Below are 21,116 nucleotides of genomic sequence, written 5' to 3' on the forward strand. Positions count from 1 at the left end.
CATTAAAAAAGGCCGCCTAAGCGACCTTTTTCACAGTGTTACTGCAATCTGTAGATTATTCTACGATTGTAGCTACAACACCAGCACCAACTGTACGGCCACCTTCACGGATAGCGAAGCGTAAACCTTCGTCCATCGCGATTGGAGCGATTAGCTCTACAGTCATCTTGATGTTGTCACCAGGCATTACCATTTCAACGCCGTCTGGTAACTGTACGTCACCTGTTACGTCAGTTGTACGGAAGTAGAACTGTGGACGGTAACCTTTGAAGAATGGCGTGTGACGACCACCTTCATCTTTAGAAAGTACGTATACTTCTGAAGTGAACTTCGTGTGTGGAGTGATTGAACCAGGCTTCGCTAGTACTTGACCACGTTCAACGTCTTCACGCTTAGTACCACGTAGAAGTGCACCGATGTTCTCACCCGCACGACCTTCGTCTAGAAGCTTACGGAACATCTCAACACCTGTACACGTTGTCTTCGTAGTTTCTTTGATACCTACGATTTCAACTTCGTCATTCACGTTGATGATACCAGCTTCAACACGGCCAGTTACAACTGTACCACGACCTTGGATTGAGAATACGTCTTCGATAGGCATGATGAATGGCTTATCGATGTCACGCTCTGGCTCTGGGATGTAAGAATCTAGTGCTTCTGCAAGCTCAACGATTTTGTCTTCCCACTCTTTCTCGCCTTCTAACGCTTTAAGCGCAGAACCTTGGATTAGTGGTAAGTCATCACCTGGGAAGTCGTACTCAGAAAGAAGTTCACGAACTTCCATCTCAACTAGCTCAAGTAGCTCTTCGTCGTCAACCATGTCACATTTGTTCATGAATACGATGATGTAAGGTACACCAACCTGACGAGAAAGTAGGATGTGCTCACGAGTTTGTGGCATAGGACCGTCAGTCGCAGCAACTACTAGGATTGCGCCGTCCATTTGAGCAGCACCTGTGATCATGTTTTTAACATAATCGGCGTGTCCTGGACAGTCTACGTGTGCGTAGTGACGAGTTGGTGTATCGTACTCAACGTGTGAAGTTGAGATTGTGATACCACGCTCACGCTCTTCTGGAGCGTTATCGATTGATGCGAAGTCTTTCGCTACACCACCGTATACTTTTGCAAGTACGTTAGTGATTGCTGCAGTTAGGGTAGTTTTACCGTGGTCAACGTGGCCGATTGTACCTACGTTTACGTGCGGTTTTACGCGTTCAAACTTTTCTTTTGCCATCTTAAAAAATTCCTATAAAGAAATTAACGCCTGACCCACTATTGGGCCAGACAAGCTAAATCATGTAACAGCGCGAGCTGCAATTATTGCATCTGCAACATTCTTCGCGGCTTCTGCATACTTTAAGAACTCCATAGAGTACGATGCACGGCCTTGTGTTGCAGATCGCAGATCAGTTGCATAACCAAACATTTCAGAAAGTGGTACTTGCGCATTAATTTGCTTAAGACCACCAAATGCTTCTTCCATGCCTTCGATCATGCCGCGGCGACGATTTAAGTCACCAACTACATCACCCATGTTTTCTTCAGGAGTGATAACTTCAACCTTCATTACTGGTTCCAGAAGAGCAGGATTTGCTTCAAGCGCACCTTTCTTCATCGCCATTGAACCTGCAATCTTAAATGCCATCTCATTCGAGTCTACATCATGGAATGAACCATCAAATAGAGTCGCCTTGACGCCAAGTAATGGGTAGCCTGCCAGCACACCTTGAGTCATTTGCTCTTGGATGCCTTTATCTACCGCAGGGATGTATTCCTTAGGAACCGCACCACCAACGATTTCGTTAACGAACTCGTAAGTTGGCGCTTCATCTTCCGAAATATCCATCGGTTCAAGTTTAAGCCAGACGTGACCATATTGACCACGACCACCTGATTGACGTACGAACTTTCCTTCAACTTCAACAGCTGAGCGGATAGCTTCACGGTATGCTACCTGCGGCTTACCAACGTTACATTCAACACTGAATTCACGTTTCATACGGTCGACAATGATATCAAGGTGAAGTTCACCCATACCAGAAATAATAGTCTGGCCTGATTCTTCGTCAGTTTGTACGCGAAAAGACGGATCTTCTGCAGCTAGTTTACCCAGCGCAATCCCCATCTTATCTTGGTCAGCGATTGTGCGAGGCTCAACCGCAACAGAGATAACTGGCTCTGGGAACTCCATACGCTCAAGCGTAATGATTGAGTTCGGATCACACAGTGTTTCACCTGTTGTTACGTCTTTAAGACCAATAGCCGCCGCGATGTCGCCTGCGTAGACTACTTTGATCTCTTCACGTGAGTTTGAATGCATCTGAACGATACGACCAAGTCGCTCACGCTTACTTTTAACTGGGTTATATACCGCGTCACCCTGTTTAACTGTACCAGAGTAAACACGGAAGAAGGTCAAGGTGCCAACGAACGGGTCTGTCGCAATCTTAAAAGCAAGTGCGGCAAACGGTGCGTTGTCATCAGCAGGACGTTCTTCCTCAGTACCATCTTCAACGATACCTTGGATTTGTTTCACTTGTGTTGGTGCAGGCATATATTCAATAACAGCATCAAGCACAGCTTGAACACCCTTATTTTTAAATGCACTACCACACGTCATGGGAACAATTTCGTTTGCTAATGTGCGCTGACGTAAAGCGGCTTTAATTTCAGCTTCAGTCAGGTCTTCACCTTCTAAGTATTTTTCCATCAGTTCTTCAGATGCTTCAGCTGCACTCTCAACTAAGTGAGAACGCCATTCTTCAGCTAATTCCTGAAGGTCTGCCGGAATAGCCTCATAAGTGAAAGTCATTCCCTGGTCTTCTTCATTCCAGTTAATGGCTTTCATCTTGATAAGGTCTATAACACCTTTAAAGTCGTCTTCAGCCCCAATTGGAAGCTGAATTGGAACAGGCGTTGCTCCAAGACGAGATTCCACCTGCTCTACAACCGTTAAGAAGTCAGCGCCTGTGCGATCCATTTTATTTACGAAGATCATTCTCGGAACTTCGTATTTGTTCGCTTGACGCCAGACTGTCTCAGTTTGCGGCTGTACACCAGATGAAGCACAAAGAACAACTACCGCACCATCTAGTACGCGTAAAGAACGCTCTACTTCGATAGTGAAATCTACGTGTCCTGGCGTATCAATAATATTGATACGATGGTCGTCAAATTGAGCGTCCATCCCTTTCCAGAAACACGTTGTTGCAGCAGAAGTGATTGTGATACCACGCTCTTGTTCCTGCTCCATCCAATCCATAGTTGCAGCGCCATCATGTACTTCACCGATCTTATGAGAAAGACCCGTGTAGAACAGAACTCGTTCTGTTGTGGTGGTTTTGCCTGCATCTACGTGAGCACAAATACCAATATTACGGTAACGCTCAAGTGGAGTTGTACGTGCCATATGATCCTCTTAAAGGTTAAGGGCAGATTACCAACGGTAATGAGCGAATGCTTTATTCGCTTCAGCCATACGGTGAACGTCTTCACGTTTCTTAACCGCAGTGCCTTTGTTGTCAGCAGCGTCAACGATTTCTTGAGCTAAACGTAAGCCCATAGATTTTTCGCCACGCTTACGTGCAGCGTCTACTAACCAACGCATACCTAATGCGTTGCGACGTACTGGACGTACTTCAACTGGTACTTGGTACGTTGAACCACCAACACGGCGAGATTTAACCTCTACCTGTGGGCGAACGTTTTCAAGTGCAGCTTCAAAGATTTCTAGGTGCGACTTGCCTGATTTCTCAGCAGCCACGTCTAACGCACCATAAACGATTTTTTCAGCAGTAGATTTCTTGCCGTCTAACATTACTACGTTAACGAATTTAGCAAGAAGTTCCGATCCGAACTTAGGATCTGGAAGAATTTTACGTTGACCTATTACGCGTCTTCTAGGCATTTTGTATCTCCGGTATCTTCAGGTTTGCTCTTTTAGAGTCAATACCCAAAACAATTAATTTAAAAATTTAGTGCTTGGCCTTACTAACGGAGAACCATTAGCCCTTAGGGCGTTTAGCACCGTATTTAGAACGAGCTTGACGACGGTCGCTAACGCCTGCACAGTCAAGTGCACCACGTACAGTGTGGAAACGCACACCTGGTAAGTCTTTAACACGACCACCACGGATTAGGATTACACTGTGCTCTTGTAGGTTGTGGCCTTCACCACCAATGTATGATGTTACTTCGAAACCGTTAGTTAAACGAACACGCGCTACTTTACGTAATGCAGAGTTTGGTTTCTTAGGTGTAGTTGTATATACACGAGTACATACACCACGCTTTTGCGGACACGCTTTAAGCGCAGCTGAGTTACTTTTAGTAACCTTGCTACGACGTGGCTTACGCACTAGCTGGTTAATAGTTGCCATTTAAATAGCTCCTGAAATTAAAATTACTACTGAAAAAATAAAAAAATCCGCCCTGTTTACATGCTCGTTACAAAACGTGCAGGCAAATGGGTGGCGGAATTTTAATGAGCAAAGTTTAACCTGTCAACCTTAACTCATCGTAAGGCAGCAGATAACTGCCTTACGATTACTTAATCTATTGATTAAGCTGAGATTATTGGTTTCCAGAGATATCAGCATTAAGTGCGTCAGTAAGTGCTTGAGTTGCCTCTTCAGCGCTTACTGTTTGCTCTTCGATGATTTCACCTTGCTTGCGACGATTCAAACGGTCTTGGTGATACGCAAAGCCAGTACCAGCTGGGATCAGACGACCCACGATTACGTTCTCTTTCAGACCACGAAGTTCATCGCTCTTACCATTTACAGCTGCTTCAGTTAGGACACGAGTTGTCTCCTGGAATGAAGCTGCAGAAATGAAAGATTCTGTTGCAAGTGACGCTTTAGTGATACCCATTAACTGGATTTCAAACTTCGCTGGGATCTTACCTTGTTTCTCAAGTTCACGGTTCGCGATGTTAACGCGTGCCACTTCAACTTGTTCACCGGCTAAGAACTCAGTGTCACCGCCGTCAAGAATGATACATTTACGTAGCATCTGACGAATAATTGTCTCAATGTGCTTGTCATTGATCTTAACGCCTTGCAAGCGGTAAACCTCTTGCACTTCGTTAACGATGTAGTTAGCTACATGAGTTACACCACGTAGGCGTAAGATGTCATGTGGTGACTCAGGACCATCGGCGATAACCTCACCTTTAGACACTTGCTCACCTTCGAACACGTTAAGTTGACGCCATTTAGGGATCATCTCTTCGTATGCGTCACCCTCAGCTGGCGTGATTACAAGACGCTTCTTACCTTTCGTTTCTTTACCGAAGCTGATTGTACCTGTGATTTCTGCAAGGATTGCAGGATCTTTCGGCTTACGTGCTTCGAATAAGTCAGCTACGCGAGGTAGACCACCCGTGATATCACGAGTCTTCGAACCTTCTTGCGGAATACGTGCAAGTACGTCACCTGGGTTTGCAGTTGCGCCGTCTGTTACTTCAATCGTGGTGAATGAAGGTAGACGTGTTTCTTGCAGACCACGCTCATCGCTTTCGATGATTAGTTTCGGCTCTTTCGCATTCGCTTTACCTAGGTCTTTAACAACCACACGTGTTAAACCAGTTAACTCGTCTGTTTGTGCTTCGGTATTTGAGTCATCAATATCGCTGAATGAGATTTTTGACTTGTGCTCAAGAACAATTGGGTGACTATGCGGGTCCCAAGTAGCAACAATGTCGTTACCTTGAACTTCTGCATTATCTTGTACTGTTAACACCGCACCGTAAGGTACTTTATAACGCTCTTTCTCACGACCGAAGCTATCAATGATAGTGATCTCTGTTGAACGAGACGTGATAACAATCTTACCGTCTGTGTTTAATACGTACTTCGCATTGTGTAACTTCAATGTACCGTTAGTTTTAACTTGTACACTGTTTTCAGCAGATGCTCGAGACGCCGCACCACCGATGTGGAAGGTACGCATCGTAAGCTGTGTACCCGGCTCACCGATTGATTGTGCCGCGATAACACCTACTGACTCACCTGGGTTGATGATATGGCCACGTGCAAGGTCACGACCGTAACACTTAGCACATACACCAAAGTCATTATCACAGGTGATAACTGAACGAACGCGTACTTCATCCACTGAGTGCTCTTCTAAAAGATCACACAGTTTTTCGTCAAGCATAATGTTACGCTCAACAAGTACTTCGTTCGTACCAGGAATAACAACATCTTCAGCAACAACACGACCAAGTACACGCTCGCGAAGTGCTTCTACAACGTCACCACCTTCGATAAGCGGTTTCATTGTTAAGCCATCTTCTGTGCCACAATCGTCTTCATTGATTACTAAGTCTTGTGCAACGTCTACTAGACGACGCGTTAAGTAACCCGAGTTTGCTGTTTTAAGTGCTGTATCGGCAAGACCTTTACGCGCACCGTGCGTCGAGATGAAGTACTGTAGTACGTTTAGACCTTCACGGAAGTTCGCCGTGATTGGTGTCTCGATGATTGAACCATCTGGACGTGCCATTAGACCACGCATACCCGCTAGCTGACGGATCTGAGCGGCGCTACCACGGGCACCTGAATCGGCCATCATAAACACTGAGTTAAATGAAGATTGCTCTTCTTCTTCGCCTTTCGCGTTGATTACAGTATCTTTTGATAAGTTCGCCATCATCTCACGTGATAAGTTTTCATTTACACGTGACCAGATATCGATAACTTTGTTGTACTTTTCACCAGCCGTTACAAGACCTGATTGGAATTGTTGGTTGATTTCAGTAACTTCAGCTTCTGCTGATTCAATGATTTCTGCTTTAACCGGTGGGATAACTAAGTCATCGATACCGATTGAAACACCTGACTTCATCGCGTAGTGGAAACCGGTATACATTACTTGGTCAGCAAAGATAACTGTATCTTTAAGACCTAGACGACGGTAACACTCGTTTAATAAGCCAGAAATTTGTTTCTTACCTAGGGCTTGGTTGATTAGCTCAAACGGCATGCCTTTTGGTAGGATGAGTGAAAGAATCGCACGACCTACTGTTGTTTCAACAATAGATACTTGCTCAACTGCATCACCCTCTTCAGTACTAACTGTCTCGCTGATACGTACTTTTACGCGTGCATGTAACTCAGCGTTACCGCTGCGGTATGCTTTTTCAGCTTCTTTAGGATCTTTAAATACAGTACCTTCGCCTTTCGCATTAATGCGATCACGAGTCATGTAATAAAGACCTAATACAACGTCCTGTGAAGGAACGATGATTGGCTCACCATTCGCTGGAGATAGGATGTTGTTAGTAGACATCATTAGAGCACGTGCTTCTAACTGTGCTTCAAGCGTTAACGGTACGTGTACCGCCATTTGGTCACCATCGAAGTCAGCGTTGTACGCCGCACAAACTAATGGATGTAAATGGATCGCTTTACCTTCGATAAGCACAGGTTCGAACGCTTGGATACCCAAACGGTGAAGTGTTGGTGCACGGTTAAGTAATACTGGATGTTCACGAATTACTTCGTCTAATACATCCCATACCTCTGCCACTTCACGCTCAACCATCTTCTTCGCAGCTTTGATAGTCGTAGCCATGCCGCGACGCTCTAGTTTGCCGTAGATAAATGGTTTGAATAGCTCAAGTGCCATCTTCTTAGGAAGACCACACTGGTGTAGTTTAAGCGTAGGACCCACTGTGATTACAGAACGGCCTGAGTAATCTACACGTTTACCAAGTAAGTTCTGACGGAAACGACCTTGCTTACCTTTGATCATATCAGCAAGCGATTTAAGAGGACGTTTGTTAGAACCTGTGATCGCACGGCCGCGACGACCGTTATCAAGTAGCGCATCTACCGCTTCTTGTAACATACGTTTTTCGTTGCGTACGATAATGTCTGGTGCTGCTAAATCTAATAGACGCTTAAGACGGTTATTACGGTTAATAACACGACGGTATAGGTCATTCAGATCAGAAGTCGCAAAACGACCACCATCTAGTGGTACTAATGGACGTAGATCAGGTGGCAGTACTGGAAGTACAGTCATGATCATCCACTCAGGGTTGTTGCCTGACTGGTGGAACGATTCCATTAATTTAAGACGTTTAGTGATCTTCTTACGCTTCGTTTCAGAGTTAATTGTTGGTAACTCTTCACGCATTTCAGCAATTAATTGGCCAAGATCAAGTTCACGAAGCAAGTCTAAAACTGCTTCAGCACCCATCTTCGCTTCAAACTCATCACCGTGCTCTTCTAGTGCATCTAGGTACTCTTCTTCACCTAAAAGCTGACCACGCTCAAGCGTTGTCATACCCGGCTCAGTTACAACGAATGATTCGAAGTAAAGTACGCGTTCGATGTCACGAAGTGTCATGTCTAGCATTAAGCCGATACGTGACGGTAATGATTTTAAGAACCAAATGTGCGCAACTGGGCTCGCAAGCTCAATGTGACCCATACGGTCACGACGCACTTTAGTTAGCGTTACTTCAACGCCACACTTTTCACAAATAACACCACGGTGCTTAAGGCGCTTATATTTACCACATAAACACTCATAATCTTTCACTGGGCCGAAAATACGGGCACAGAATAAGCCGTCGCGCTCAGGCTTGAAAGTACGGTAGTTGATTGTCTCAGGTTTCTTTACTTCACCGTATGACCATGAACGAACCATATCTGGCGAAGCAAGACCAATGCGAATTGCATCGAATTCTTCGGTCTTATTTTGTTGCTTCAGAAACTTAAGTAAGTCTTTCACCTTAGCTCTCCTGTCGGAGGTTAATCTTGAGGGCGAACCAATCGCCCCTACATTCTATTCGGCCTAACAGGTGCGGCTTACGCCGCACCTAAATGGCTTAATTTTCTTCCAACTCGATGTTGATACCCAGTGAGCGGATTTCTTTCAACAATACGTTGAACGATTCTGGCATACCTGGTTCCATCTTATGGTTACCATCTACGATGTTCTTATACATCTTAGTACGACCGTTCACGTCATCCGATTTCACTGTTAGCATTTCTTGTAGAGTATATGCAGCACCGTATGCTTCTAGTGCCCACACCTCCATCTCACCGAAACGCTGGCCACCGAACTGCGCTTTACCACCCAGCGGCTGCTGAGTAACAAGGCTGTAAGAACCAGTTGAACGTGCGTGCATCTTGTCATCAACCAAGTGGTTAAGCTTCAGCATGTACATGTAACCAACAGTTACTTGACGTTCGAACTGATCGCCAGTACGGCCATCATAAAGTGTAACTTGACCGCTTCTTGGATAACCACCAAGCTCAAGTAAGTCTTTGATTTCGCTTTCACGAGCACCATCAAAGGCTGGAGTTGCGATCGGTAAACCACCTTTCAAGTTTTCAGCTAAGCGACGAACTTCATCATCAGAGAACGAGTCGATATCGACTTTCTGACGACAATCACCTAATTCGTAAACTTTCTTAACGAAGCTACGGATTTCGTGCAGTTCACGCTGCTCTTTCATCATTTCTTCTAAGCGCTCACCCACACCACGTGCAGCAAGACCCATGTGTGTTTCTAGGATCTGACCGATGTTCATACGTGATGGTACACCTAGCGGGTTCAGAACGATGTCTACCGTACGACCTTTGTCATCGTATGGCATATCTTCTACTGGTACGATAGTCGAGATAACACCTTTGTTACCGTGACGACCCGCCATCTTATCACCCGGTTGGATACGACGTTTAACAGCTAGGTATACTTTAACAATCTTAAGTACGCCTGGTGCTAAGTCATCACCTTGAGTGATCTTACGACGTTTGTTTTCAAACTTCTTATCGTATTCAGCTTTAAGCTCATCGTACTGAGCGGCTAGTTGCTCAAGCTCAGCTTGCTTGTCTTCTTCAGCAAGGCTTTGAGTAAGCAGCTTTTCAGCATTTAGTGATGCAATTGAATCTGCGTTCAGACCAGCGTCAACAAGTAACTTACGAGCACGGTCTAATACACCGGCTTCTAAGATACGGAACTCTTCATTGAAGTCTTTCTTCGCTTCGCGAAGCTGCATGTCTTCAACTTCTAACGCACGCTTATCTTTTTCAACACCGTCACGGGTGAAAACTTGTACGTCGATTACAGTACCCGTTACAGAGTTTGGTACACGTAAAGAGCTGTCTTTAACGTCTGACGCTTTCTCACCGAAGATAGCACGTAGTAGCTTTTCTTCTGGCGTTAATTGCGTTTCGCCTTTCGGAGTCACTTTACCTACTAGGATATCGCCGCCTTTCACTTCAGCGCCGATATAAACAACGCCTGATTCATCAAGCTTGCCTAGTGCAGACTCACCCACGTTAGGGATATCTGCCGTGATCTCTTCAGGACCTAATTTAGTATCACGTGCGATACATTGTAGTTCTTGAATGTGGATAGTCGTTAGACGATCTTCTTGAACTACACGCTCTGATAATAGGATTGAATCCTCGAAGTTATAACCATTCCATGGCATGAATGCCACGCGAAGGTTTTGACCTAGTGCTAAATCACCTAAGTCAGTCGAAGGACCATCTGCTAATACGTCACCACGTGTTACCGGCTCACCAACCATACACGTTGGCTTTTGGTTAATACATGTATTTTGGTTTGAGCGTGTGTATTTAGTAAGGTTGTAAATATCGATGCCCGCTTCACCAGGGATACGCTCATCTTCATGTACATTTACAACGATGCGGCTCGCATCCGCATACATTACTTCACCACCACGCTTAGCAACGATCGTTACACCAGAATCTTTCGCTAGTGTAAGCTCAATACCTGTACCTACTAGCGGTTTGTCCGCAATAAGCGTTGGTACAGCTTGACGTTGCATGTTTGAACCCATCAATGCACGGTTAGCATCATCGTGTTCTAAGAACGGGATAAGTGCGGCCGCTACAGAGATCACCTGCTGTGGTGATACGTCCATATATTGCTGGTCCATTTTGCCCATAAAGGTTGATTCACCTTTGTGGCGACATGGAATGAGTTCATCAACAAACTCATTGTTGTCGTTCAAGTTTGAGTTCGCCTGAGCGATAACAAACTGACCTTCTTCAATGGCTGATAAATAATCTACTTCATCAGTTACGACACCGTTTACCACTTTACGGTAAGGTGTTTCTAAGAAACCATAGTCGTTAGTACGTGCGTACGTAGACAATGAGTTAATTAGACCGATGTTTGGACCCTCAGGCGTTTCGATTGGACATACACGACCATAGTGAGTTACGTGAACGTCTCGTACTTCGAAGCCGGCGCGTTCACGTGTTAAACCACCCGGACCTAATGCAGAAATACGACGCTTGTGCGTTACTTCTGAAAGCGGGTTATTTTGGTCCATGAACTGTGACAACTGAGATGAACCAAAGAACTCTTTAACGGCTGCCGAAATAGGCTTAGCGTTAATAAGATCTTGTGGCATTACCGCATCAAGGTCACCTAAGCTTAAACGCTCACGTACAGCACGCTCAACACGTACTAGACCAACGCGGAATTGGTTCTCAGCCATTTCGCCAACACTACGGATACGGCGGTTGCCTAAGTGGTCGATATCATCAACATCGCCAACACCGTTACGAATAGCGATAAGCACTTTCATAACAGCTACGATGTCTTCTTTCGATAATGTGCCAGGGCCTGTATCTGAGTCATAACCTACACGGCTATTGAACTTCATACGACCTACTGTTGATAGATCATAACGCTCTTCAGAGAAGAACAAGTTATCAAACAAGGCTTCAGCCGCGTCTTTCGTCGGTGGCTCACCTGGGCGCATCATGCGATAAATTTCTACTAATGCTTCTAAACGGTTGCTTGTTGTGTCGATACGTAATGTATCTGACATGTAGGCGCCGCTGTCCACTTCGTTGATATATAATGTATCAATCTTAGTGTGACCTGCTTTAACCAATTCAGCCATTAGCTCAAGTGATAGCTCATCATTCGCGTTAGCGATGATCTCACCCGTTGATTCGTCAACATAGTTTTTAGCTACAACACGACCAATGATGTACTCATGCGGTACTTCTAATTGGTTAATACCTTTTTTCTCGATGTTCTTGATGTGACGCGCAGTAATACGACGACCCGCTTCAACAAGGACTTCACCGTCTTCGCCTTTGATATCAAAAGCGGCAGTTTCACCGCGTAAACGTGAAGGTACAAGTTCCATAAGAACTTTACCGTCAGTTACTTCAAACGCAGTGGTATCGAAGAAGATATCTAGGATTTCTTCCGTAGAGAACTCTAGAGCACGTAAGATAATTGACGCCGGTAATTTACGACGACGGTCAATACGTACATATAGGTTATCTTTTGCATCAAACTCGAAGTCTAACCATGAACCACGGTAAGGAATTACACGCGCGTTATAAAGTACTTTACCTGACGAGTGAGTTTTACCGCGGTCGTTATCAAAGAATACACCAGGGCTACGGTGTAGCTGAGAAACGATAACACGCTCTGTACCATTGATTACAAAGGTACCGGTATCAGTCATGAGCGGAATTTCGCCCATGTAAACTTCTTGCTCTTTTATGTCTTTAACTGTGCCTGGTGCTTCTTTGTCCATCACCACAAGACGCAATTTTACGCGAAGTGGAGCAGAATAAGTCACACCGCGAATTTGACATTCTTTTACATCGAATACTGGCTCACCAATACGATAACTGACGTATTGTAGCTCAGAATTTCCCGAGTAGCTTTTGATCGGAAACACAGAACGGAAAGCAGCTTCCAAACCGTGATCGCCATCAGCGTCAGGGACTAAGAATTTTTTAAACGATTCTAACTGCGTCGACAGTAAGAAAGGTATATCCAAAACTTGTGGACGTTTACCAAAATCCTTACGGATACGTTTCTTTTCAGAATAAGAGTAAGCCATGGGGTTCCTCAGCTTGCTGATCTTTGACCCGACCTGTTCTTGTAAGAACAGACTTAACTGGCATCTATGCCAAGATATACAACATTAAATTGTTGTTCTATTTTGCTCTGTCACTTTCAATACCAAAAAAGGTAACAACTTGAAAATAAAGAGAAAACTAGATTTTATTTGCGCTACAGGATTGCATCGCTCCATAGCGCAAAAAGGCCGGTGATTAAATAATCACCAGCCCTTGCCTGATTACTCAGGCAGCGAACCTAGCGTAAGCTAGATTACTTAACCTCAACTTCAGCACCAGCTTCAGTAAGGTCTTTTGCAAGCGCTTCAGCTTCTTCTTTAGATACACCTTCTTTAAGAGGTGCAGGAGCTGATTCAACAAGAGCTTTCGCTTCTTTAAGGCCAAGACCAGTTGCACCACGTACAGCTTTGATTGCAGCAACCTTGTTAGCGCCAGCGCCAGTAAGGATTACGTCAAACTCAGTCTTTTCTTCAGCTGCTTCAGCAGCAGGACCAGCAACAACAGCAGCAGCTGCAGTTACGCCGAATTTCTCTTCCATTGCTTCAACTAGAGCAACAACGTCCATTACTGACATTTCAGCAATAGCATCAAGGATTTGGTCTTTAGTTACAGACATTACAAATTTCCTAATTATTACGGACTAATACTAGCCCAAAAAAAATATTACACCGAAAGTGAACAAAAAAACAGCTTAAAATTAAGCAGCTTGCTCAGCTTTCTGTACACGTACTGCTTCAATTGTTTTACACAATTTGCCAGCAGACGCTTCTTTCATAGCGCTCATTAAGCGTGCAACAGCTTCGTCGTAAGTAGGTAGAGTTGCTAGCATAGCTGCGTCTACTACATTACCTTCAAATGCAGCCGTCTTAACTTCGAATTTCTCATTCTTTTTCGCGAAATCTGAGAAGATACGCGCAGCAGCACCTGGGTGCTCTGATGAGAAAGCGATTAAGCTTGGACCAACAAGTGAGTCAGAAAGGCACTCAAAATCTGTACCTTCAACAGCACGTTTAGCTAATGTGTTACGAACAACTTTCATCCATACACCAGCTTCACGAGCTTCTTTACGAAGGGCAGTGATAGCACCAACTGTTACACCACGAGAATCTGCAACAACTGCAGAAAGAGCACCAGTGGCTGCTTCGTTGACTTCAGCAACAATTGCTTTTTTGCCTTGAAGATTTAAAGCCATGGGTGTTACTCCTGGTTTAATGGGTCGCCTACATAGGCTTCCCTGTTCTACTCTTCCCCATCAATGATGGAGATGCTTTTTACGGCGAGAGCCAGAAGATTAGGAAAAATCTATCTGGGGATTCACACCGTCTACGTAGGTAAAATTCATTAAGGCCGAAGCCGCCTACGGTCTTGGACGGAAGCCCAATTTATCGTTTTTACCCGAAGGCAGTACGAAATTATGGACTTCAACCCGAATTCTTTACTTGTTTCGAAATTAACTTTCTCAACAAAATGGCGCAAAATTATAGTTTAAATTTCGCGCCATGTAAACTCTTAATTAAGCAACAACTGTGCTTAAAGAGTTTTGGTCAACAGCAACACCTGCGCCCATTGTTGTAGAGATAGTTACTTTTTTCACGTAAGTACCCTTTGCTTGAGAAGGTTTAGCCTTCTTAAGCGCAACAATAAGAGCTTCAAGGTTTTGTTGAAGTTGCTCAGCAGTGAAATCAACCTTACCGATAGTAGTATGGATGATACCGTTCTTGTCGTTACGGTAACGAACTTGACCTGCTTTCGCGTTTTTAACTGCTTCTGCAACGTTAGGTGTTACAGTACCAGTTTTAGGGTTTGGCATTAGACCACGTGGGCCTAAGATTTGACCTAGTTGACCAACAACACGCATAGCGTCTGGAGATGCAACAACAACGTCAAAGTTCATCTCGCCTTTCTTAACTTGTTCAGCAAGATCTTCCATGCCCACTAATTCAGCACCAGCTTCTTTCGCAGCATCTGCGTTAGCGCCTTGTGTGAATACAGCAACACGAACTTCACGACCAGTACCGTTAGGTAGTACAGTTGCACCACGAACGTTTTGGTCAGATTTACGAGCATCGATACCAAGGTTAACAGCAACGTCAACACTTTCTACGAATTTAGCTGTCGCTAACTCTTTTAAAAGAGCAACGGCTTCGTTGATTTCGTAATCTTTAGTCGCATCCACTTTTTCGCGGATTGTACGCATACGTTTAGTTAATTTTGCCATAATCTTAGTCCTCTACGTTCAAGCCCATCGCACGCGCAGAACCTGCGATAGTGCGAACTGCAGCGTCCATATCAGCCGCTGTAAGGTCAGGTCGTTTTGTCTCAACGATTTCTTCAAGTTGAGCACGAGTAACTGTACCCACTTTTTCAGTGTTAGGACGGCCAGAACCTGATTTGATACCTGCAGCTTTCTTAAGTAAGTAAGCAGCCGGTGGAGTTTTCATGTCGAACGTGAAAGAACGGTCACCGTAAACAGAGATCACTACAGGAACTGGAGCGCCTTTTTCGATAGACTCTGTACGTGCGTTGAACGCTTTACAGAATTCCATGATGTTTACACCGTGTTGACCTAGTGCTGGACCTACTGGAGGACTAGGGTTAGCCATACCAGCGGCAACTTGTAGCTTGATAATAGCTTCAACTTTTTTAGCCATAATAAATACCTCATTTGGTGGGTCATAGCCTTGTGCGCGCGAGGACGCGTACTCTAACGGCTTCCCAGTTTAAAAATTGGTTCTCACTTTTCGTGATAAAACAAGTGATAACTTGCCCTAACACAAAAAGGCCGCTGATTATAAGTTAATCAACGGCCTTTTTCAAGCTTATTGCCAAAATATTAAGCGATTTTGACAGCTTTAATTTTTTACTTATTTGTCTTGTTCAACTTGACCAAATTCAAGCTCAACCGGTGTCGAACGACCAAAGATAAGTACAGATACTTTCACGCGGCTCTTTTCGTAATCCACTTCTTCAACGACACCGCTGAAATCAGCAAATGGACCATCAATAACGCGAACAACTTCGCCTGGTTCAAATAATGTTGCAGGTTTTGGTGCTTCGGCGTTTTCTTGCAGACGATTTAAGATGCGATCAGCTTCTTTTTTGCTGATTGGTGCAGGACGGTCTGATGTACCACCAATAAAGCCCATTACACGCGCAGTGCTGTTCACTAAGTGCCAGCTTGCATCGTTCATGTCCATTTCTACTAATACGTAACCTGGGAAGAATTTACGCTCAGATTTACGCTTTTGACCAGCGCGCATCTCAACAACTTCTTCAGTGGGTACTAAAACCTCACCAAAACTATCTTCCAAACCTTCGATCTTGATGTGCTCAAGAATAGTTTGTGCAACACGCTTCTCATAACCCGAGAAAGCTTGTACTACGTACCAACGTAGTTTCTTTTCGTTCTTCTCATCCGACATGGGATCAGATCTCCAATCCAGTTAAAAAGCCTACAGCGCGGAATAAAATGCCATCTAATCCCCACAGGATAAGTGCCATAATCACAGTTGCAACCATAACAATTAAGGTCGTATGGGTTGTTTCTTGGCGCGTTGGCCAAACAACTTTACGCACTTCAATACGTGCCTCTTTTGCAAACGCAATAAAAGTACGGCCTTTTTCAGTAAGTGAGGCAATACCTAAACCTGCTGCAACAGCAACTACTACGCCAATTGCACGTAATAATACAGATTGGTCTGCGTACATGTGGTTACCAACGACTGCGCCTGCTAGTAGCGCTATCGCTACAATCCACTTCACTGAATCCATCGCACTTGATGGTGTTTCTACATTCGTGCTCATAATATTATTACCTTAACTACAGACACAACAACCCTGCTCTTTGGCAGGGTTAATCCATTAAAATCTAAACTTAAAAACTGACTATTTAAACCGATTTTTAATTTTAGACTTCACACACAGTGTAAAAGTGGCAGGGGCGGAGAGATTCGAACTCCCAACCGTCGGTTTTGGAGACCGCTGTTCTACCAATTGGAACTACGCCCCTGCAAAGTGGATGCCTATTATACTTACGCAATTCATTAACACAAGTGTAAAAGATACCCAGAAGTTAAATTCTCGTCAGTCTATTTAAAAATCAATATTAACATTGATTAAAAAGCAGTTTATTATAACCCAATAAAGGAACTGAAAACGACATGGATACATGTGTTGCCGTTAAAATTTGCCCGCTACGTTGTATTGTTTACTATCACTTTGCTTGTTAGTCAGCTTGCTAATGCTCGCCCATTACACCTGACAACTTTTAATAGTCAGCAAGGTTTAAGTCAAAACTCCATCAATTGCAGTATAACTGATCAACAAGGCTTTTTATGGCTGGCCACACAAGGCGGGTTAAATCGTTTTGATGGTTATGAATTTAAACGTTTTAAAGCCAACAAGCATAGCAAAAGCATCTCGGGAAATTGGATCACTTCCTGCCAAAAAGATCAGCATCAACAACTCTGGTTTGCAACTGCAAGTAAGGGACTCAATCGCCTTAACACGCATACTGGCGAGTTCGAAGTATTCTCCTCAGGCAAGAATTCAGGGCTGAGTGACGATAAAATTTGGTCGATGGCATTCACACCAAGGGGTAATCTTTGGCTTGGTCATGAGCAAGGTAAATTAAGCTATTTTGATTTAAGCACTAACGAGTTCAAACATTTTCAATTTAAAGCACATGCTCAACAAAACACCCTCATTCGCGATATCATCGTTACTGATAAACGGCTTTGGCTTGCTACCAGCCAAGGGTTACTTTCATTTAATCCAAATACGCAGCAATTTACTCAATACGCTAATATCAGCTCACCGTTATGGCATCTCAATTTACTTAATCACGAGAAGTTACTCGTTGGCGGCAAGCAAGGACTCTATACGCTTAATCTAACAACGTTAGTGAGTGAACCAATTAAGCACTTTAAAGGTATCTGGATCACTGACAGCCTTATTGATGCTCAAAACAATCTTTGGCTAACAAGCTATGGGCAAGGTTTATACTTTTTGCCTGCTGAGGCAGACTTGCAAAAAGAATACATTCAATATCGCCATGATAAACAAGAGCAAAATAGTTTAAGCAGTGATTATCTCCTTTCACTTTATCAAGACCCACAAGGTATTATTTGGCTAGGGACTGATGGCTATGGTGTACATCGGTATGACCCCAAACAGCAGCAGTTTTCTCATCAATCAACAACCTCTCAGCTACATTCTTTGAGCCATAATTTTGTTCGTTCAATCATAAAAAGAGCCAATGGAGAGGTATGGATTGGCACTCGTGATGGACTCAATCGTAAAACAACCCAAGGCTATCATCACTATAAAGACGCACTACCAAACAGTAATATATTTGCCCTCCATGAAGATAACAATCATCAGTTATGGGTAGGCACTTACGGTGGCGGCTTAGTTAAGTATCAGGATGGTAGTGATAGCTTTGAAATTTTCACCATGCAAAGCCACCAGCTAGCGAGTGATCGTGTTTACGCGATAACCAGTGACAAAACGGGTGCACTTTGGCTTGGCAGTAACCAAGGACTTACTCGGTTTGAGCCTGAATCAGCTAAAGTAACTCACTTCAAGCATAACGACACAAGCAACAGCCTTGCGAACAACACTGTATTTACACTTGCCTATGATAGTGATGACCATGCTCTTTGGATTGGCACCCGAGCAGGGCTCAATAAGTTAGATATTGCAAGTGAGCAATTTAGTTTATTGGATCAACAAAGCTCAGCCGATACAGGGCTTAGTCATAACATGGTGACTTCTTTACTGCTAAAAAAGAACATCATTTGGGTTGGTACAATGCAGGGACTGAACCAAGTCAATAAAGATAATTTTAACGTTAAACAAATTACCGAGCAGCACGGCTTAGCGAATGATAATATTTTTGATATTTTAACTGATCAGCAAGACATGCTTTGGCTAGCAACCAATGGCGGACTTACACGCTATAATCCTGTCACAGAACAAATGCAGCAATTTTTGCCAGAAGACGGTATTCAGCACCAATCATTTATACTGGGCGCAAGCTTTCAAGCAGACGATGGCGAATTATTCTTTGGCGGTATTAATGGTTATAACCACTTTTATCCTGAGCAGTTAACCTTATCGCACGCTCCCCCTACTCCGGTATTAACTGAGCTATTACTGAACAACCACGCAATTGAGAGCAATCACTTCGGTAAGCAAACAAATACGCTTGCCAGTTCCACCCATTCACTCTCTTTTGAGCAATCAGCTGGCGTTATTGGCTTTAAATTTAGTGCATTAAATAATGCTGCCACGCCAAAACATTATCAATATGGCTACAAGTTAGCAGGCTTTGATAAACTGTTTTTGTATACAGATGCCTCTCTTAGGCAAGTCAACTACCCACAACTTCCAGCTGGTAACTACCAATTATTAATCAAGGCAAAAGATCAATACGGCCAGTGGAGTGACAGTGCCTCCTTGCTAAAGTTAACTGTTGTGCCTCCTTGGTGGCAAAGTAAATTAGCCTATGGCATCTACCTAATCATGGCATTAACGCTAACTTGGCTACTTTTAAATGCACTGTACCAACGCAAACTCGCTGAGCAAGAAAAGCAAACTGAAATTGAATTAAACAAATTAAAAGATCAATTTCTAGATAACATTAGCCATGAGCTAAAAACTCCACTGAGCTTAATACTTGCTCCGATAAGTCAGTTACAGCAGAGTAATACTGACCCACATACCCGCAACCAGCTTGCCAGTATAAAGCGCAACTGCCAGCGTTTGCTTGAGCTCATCAATCAACTTTTACAACTAAGTAAACGTCCAAGTACAGCTATTTACACGGTATCACCGTATTCATTAAGCGATTTTCTGACCAACCTGGTAAACGATTTCACGCCGCTCTTTAAGCAAAAGCAACTGCAATTTAATTTTCACACTAATCCCACTGAAGAATGCATGATTGCCCTTGCTCCCGAGCATGCTCACTCTATCTTTAGTAACCTAATTAGTAATGCTCTTAAGTACACCCCACAAGGTGGTAAAGTTAGTATTAGCCTCTCGATGGAACAGCAACGGGCGATATTTAGCATTATTGATACGGGTATCGGAATTGCCGACAAGCATCAGCAACAAGTTTTTAACCGCTTTACCCGCGTGGCAACATCAGAAGAGTCAGGAAGTGGAATCGGCCTAACCTTGGTAAAGCAGCTAGTTGAAGAATATGGCGGTATAATCACCCTACAAAGTCAAGTTAACAAAGGAAGCTGTTTTAATGTGTCACTTCCTCTTGCAATCGCCTCTGGTAAACATATAAATAACTCAATTGAACTGCACTCCACACAGCCAACTATTCTCATTGTTGAGGATAACCAAGACATGGCTGAGCTATTACTTTCGTTATTTAATGAGGAGTTTCGTTGTATCTGCGCAATTGATGGTCAACAAGCTATTGAACTATGTCAAACGAGCCTGCCAGACCTAATCATTAGTGATGTCATGATGCCTAATATGGATGGCTATCAACTATTGACTAAACTACGTGCCAACCCCGCCACCAGCCACATTCCTGTCCTATTGCTTTCTGCAAAGGCAGACAAAAATAGTCGTTTAAAAGGCCTCGATTTATTAGCCGATGATTTTTTAAGTAAACCGTTTGAACCAGCAATACTGATCAGTCGTGTTAAGGGGTTGCTTAATTTAAGACACATCTTAAACCAGCATTTAACGGCGCAGCTTGCTGCCCCGCTACACACAGACTCATCCGCACAGATTACGGTTCACAATAAAGACTACTCCTTTACAGAAAAGCTTAAGCAGGTAGTGCAAACTCATTATCAAGATGAAAGTTTCTCCGTCGAACAACTTGCCTCTGCATTATGTTTAAGCCCCCGTGCACTTCAATTAAAAATGAAAGCATTATATTCACAAACTCCATCAGACTATTTGCGCAATACACGTTTAGAGTTTGCAAAAGAACACCTAATCAATAGCACATCAGCAATTGGTCTGATAGCTGAACAAAATGGCTTTAGCTCGCAAAGTTATTTTGCTCGAAGCTTTAAAAGTTATTTTGGCCTCTCACCAAAACAGTATCGAGATAACCATCAAAAACGCGCTAATTTCGTGTGAGTGAATAAACTTTTCGCTTGAGTACTATTTTTAATGTACTGATTTTTATAACTTATCCTAATAAACATTCATAAAAACAAAGCCCGTATTGTGGCGTTATTTACTGCA

General features: G+C 43.6%; 13 protein-coding genes and 1 tRNA gene. 1 reads left to right on the forward strand and 13 read right to left on the reverse strand.

The genetic code is table 11. The annotated features are described in order from the left end of the window. Window positions 1-55 precede the first annotated feature (55 nt). The 13 genes from tuf to PAARA_RS07240 form a co-directional block, all read right to left on the reverse strand. The gene (gene tuf, locus PAARA_RS07180) at window positions 56-1,240 is read right to left on the reverse strand and encodes an elongation factor Tu (protein ID WP_062567544.1); all 1,185 of its coding nucleotides are present in this window, start codon (window positions 1,238-1,240) and stop codon (window positions 56-58) included. Between the two features lie 60 nt (window positions 1,241-1,300). Continuing rightward, entirely contained in the window at window positions 1,301-3,415 is a 2,115-nt protein-coding gene (gene fusA / locus PAARA_RS07185) for an elongation factor G (protein ID WP_062568388.1), read from the reverse strand. A 27-nt stretch (window positions 3,416-3,442) separates the two neighbouring features. Further along, entirely contained in the window at window positions 3,443-3,913 is a 471-nt protein-coding gene (gene rpsG / locus PAARA_RS07190; RefSeq protein WP_054554834.1) for a 30S ribosomal protein S7, read from the reverse strand. A gap of 97 nt (window positions 3,914-4,010) precedes the next feature. Further along, window positions 4,011-4,385 carry a 30S ribosomal protein S12 gene (gene rpsL / locus PAARA_RS07195; protein WP_002958885.1) on the reverse strand — a complete coding sequence of 125 codons (375 nt, stop codon included), beginning with the start codon at window positions 4,383-4,385 and terminating at the stop codon, window positions 4,011-4,013. A gap of 193 nt (window positions 4,386-4,578) precedes the next feature. Next, a complete protein-coding gene (rpoC, locus tag PAARA_RS07200; protein WP_062568389.1) occupies window positions 4,579-8,751 on the reverse strand; it encodes a DNA-directed RNA polymerase subunit beta' in 4,173 nt (1,390 codons plus the stop codon). Window positions 8,752-8,848: 97 nt separating this feature from the next. After that, on the reverse strand, window positions 8,849-12,874 hold the full coding sequence (rpoB, locus tag PAARA_RS07205) for a DNA-directed RNA polymerase subunit beta (RefSeq protein WP_062568390.1): 4,026 nt from the start codon (window positions 12,872-12,874) through the stop codon (window positions 8,849-8,851). A gap of 272 nt (window positions 12,875-13,146) precedes the next feature. Then, window positions 13,147-13,509 carry a 50S ribosomal protein L7/L12 gene (rplL, locus tag PAARA_RS07210; RefSeq protein ID WP_062568391.1) on the reverse strand — a complete coding sequence of 121 codons (363 nt, stop codon included), beginning with the start codon at window positions 13,507-13,509 and terminating at the stop codon, window positions 13,147-13,149. 81 nt (window positions 13,510-13,590) lie between these two features. Continuing rightward, a complete protein-coding gene (gene rplJ, locus PAARA_RS07215; protein ID WP_062568392.1) occupies window positions 13,591-14,085 on the reverse strand; it encodes a 50S ribosomal protein L10 in 495 nt (164 codons plus the stop codon). A 321-nt stretch (window positions 14,086-14,406) separates the two neighbouring features. After that, window positions 14,407-15,111: a 50S ribosomal protein L1 gene (rplA, locus tag PAARA_RS07220; RefSeq protein WP_062568393.1), complete on the reverse strand. Its 705-nt coding sequence runs from the start codon at window positions 15,109-15,111 to the stop codon at window positions 14,407-14,409. 4 nt (window positions 15,112-15,115) lie between these two features. Then, the gene (rplK, locus tag PAARA_RS07225; RefSeq protein WP_054554827.1) at window positions 15,116-15,544 is read right to left on the reverse strand and encodes a 50S ribosomal protein L11; all 429 of its coding nucleotides are present in this window, start codon (window positions 15,542-15,544) and stop codon (window positions 15,116-15,118) included. A gap of 213 nt (window positions 15,545-15,757) precedes the next feature. Continuing rightward, window positions 15,758-16,315, reverse strand: a complete 558-nt coding sequence (gene nusG / locus PAARA_RS07230) for a transcription termination/antitermination protein NusG (RefSeq protein WP_062568394.1) — start codon at window positions 16,313-16,315, stop codon at window positions 15,758-15,760. Between the two features lie 4 nt (window positions 16,316-16,319). Next, complete coding sequence (gene secE / locus PAARA_RS07235; RefSeq protein ID WP_062568395.1) at window positions 16,320-16,697, reverse strand: preprotein translocase subunit SecE; 378 nt, start codon at window positions 16,695-16,697, stop codon at window positions 16,320-16,322. Window positions 16,698-16,825: 128 nt separating this feature from the next. Beyond that, window positions 16,826-16,902 (reverse strand) — tRNA-Trp (locus PAARA_RS07240). Window positions 16,903-17,063: 161 nt separating this feature from the next. Between PAARA_RS07240 and PAARA_RS07245 the strand changes: the two genes are divergently transcribed. Next, window positions 17,064-21,008 carry a two-component regulator propeller domain-containing protein gene (locus tag PAARA_RS07245; protein WP_245219916.1) on the forward strand — a complete coding sequence of 1,315 codons (3,945 nt, stop codon included), beginning with the start codon at window positions 17,064-17,066 and terminating at the stop codon, window positions 21,006-21,008. Window positions 21,009-21,116: the final 108 nt, after the last annotated feature.

The organism is Pseudoalteromonas arabiensis (genome assembly GCF_001550155.1).
Classification (GTDB): domain Bacteria; phylum Pseudomonadota; class Gammaproteobacteria; order Enterobacterales; family Alteromonadaceae; genus Pseudoalteromonas; species Pseudoalteromonas arabiensis.

Bases quoted from the DNA above. Each gene is read 5' to 3' on its own strand.
- tuf (WP_062567544.1), bottom strand. From the start codon at position 1,240: ATGGCAAAAGAAAAGTTTGAACGCGTAAAACCGCACGTAAACGTAGGT.
- fusA (WP_062568388.1), bottom strand. From the start codon at position 3,415: ATGGCACGTACAACTCCACTTGAGCGTTACCGTAATATTGGTATTTGT.
- rpsG (WP_054554834.1), bottom strand. From the start codon at position 3,913: ATGCCTAGAAGACGCGTAATAGGTCAACGTAAAATTCTTCCAGATCCT.
- rpsL (WP_002958885.1), bottom strand. From the start codon at position 4,385: ATGGCAACTATTAACCAGCTAGTGCGTAAGCCACGTCGTAGCAAGGTT.
- rpoB (WP_062568390.1), bottom strand. From the start codon at position 12,874: ATGGCTTACTCTTATTCTGAAAAGAAACGTATCCGTAAGGATTTTGGT.
- rplL (WP_062568391.1), bottom strand. From the start codon at position 13,509: ATGTCTGTAACTAAAGACCAAATCCTTGATGCTATTGCTGAAATGTCA.
- rplJ (WP_062568392.1), bottom strand. From the start codon at position 14,085: ATGGCTTTAAATCTTCAAGGCAAAAAAGCAATTGTTGCTGAAGTCAAC.
- rplA (WP_062568393.1), bottom strand. From the start codon at position 15,111: ATGGCAAAATTAACTAAACGTATGCGTACAATCCGCGAAAAAGTGGAT.
- rplK (WP_054554827.1), bottom strand. From the start codon at position 15,544: ATGGCTAAAAAAGTTGAAGCTATTATCAAGCTACAAGTTGCCGCTGGT.
- nusG (WP_062568394.1), bottom strand. From the start codon at position 16,315: ATGTCGGATGAGAAGAACGAAAAGAAACTACGTTGGTACGTAGTACAA.
- secE (WP_062568395.1), bottom strand. From the start codon at position 16,697: ATGAGCACGAATGTAGAAACACCATCAAGTGCGATGGATTCAGTGAAG.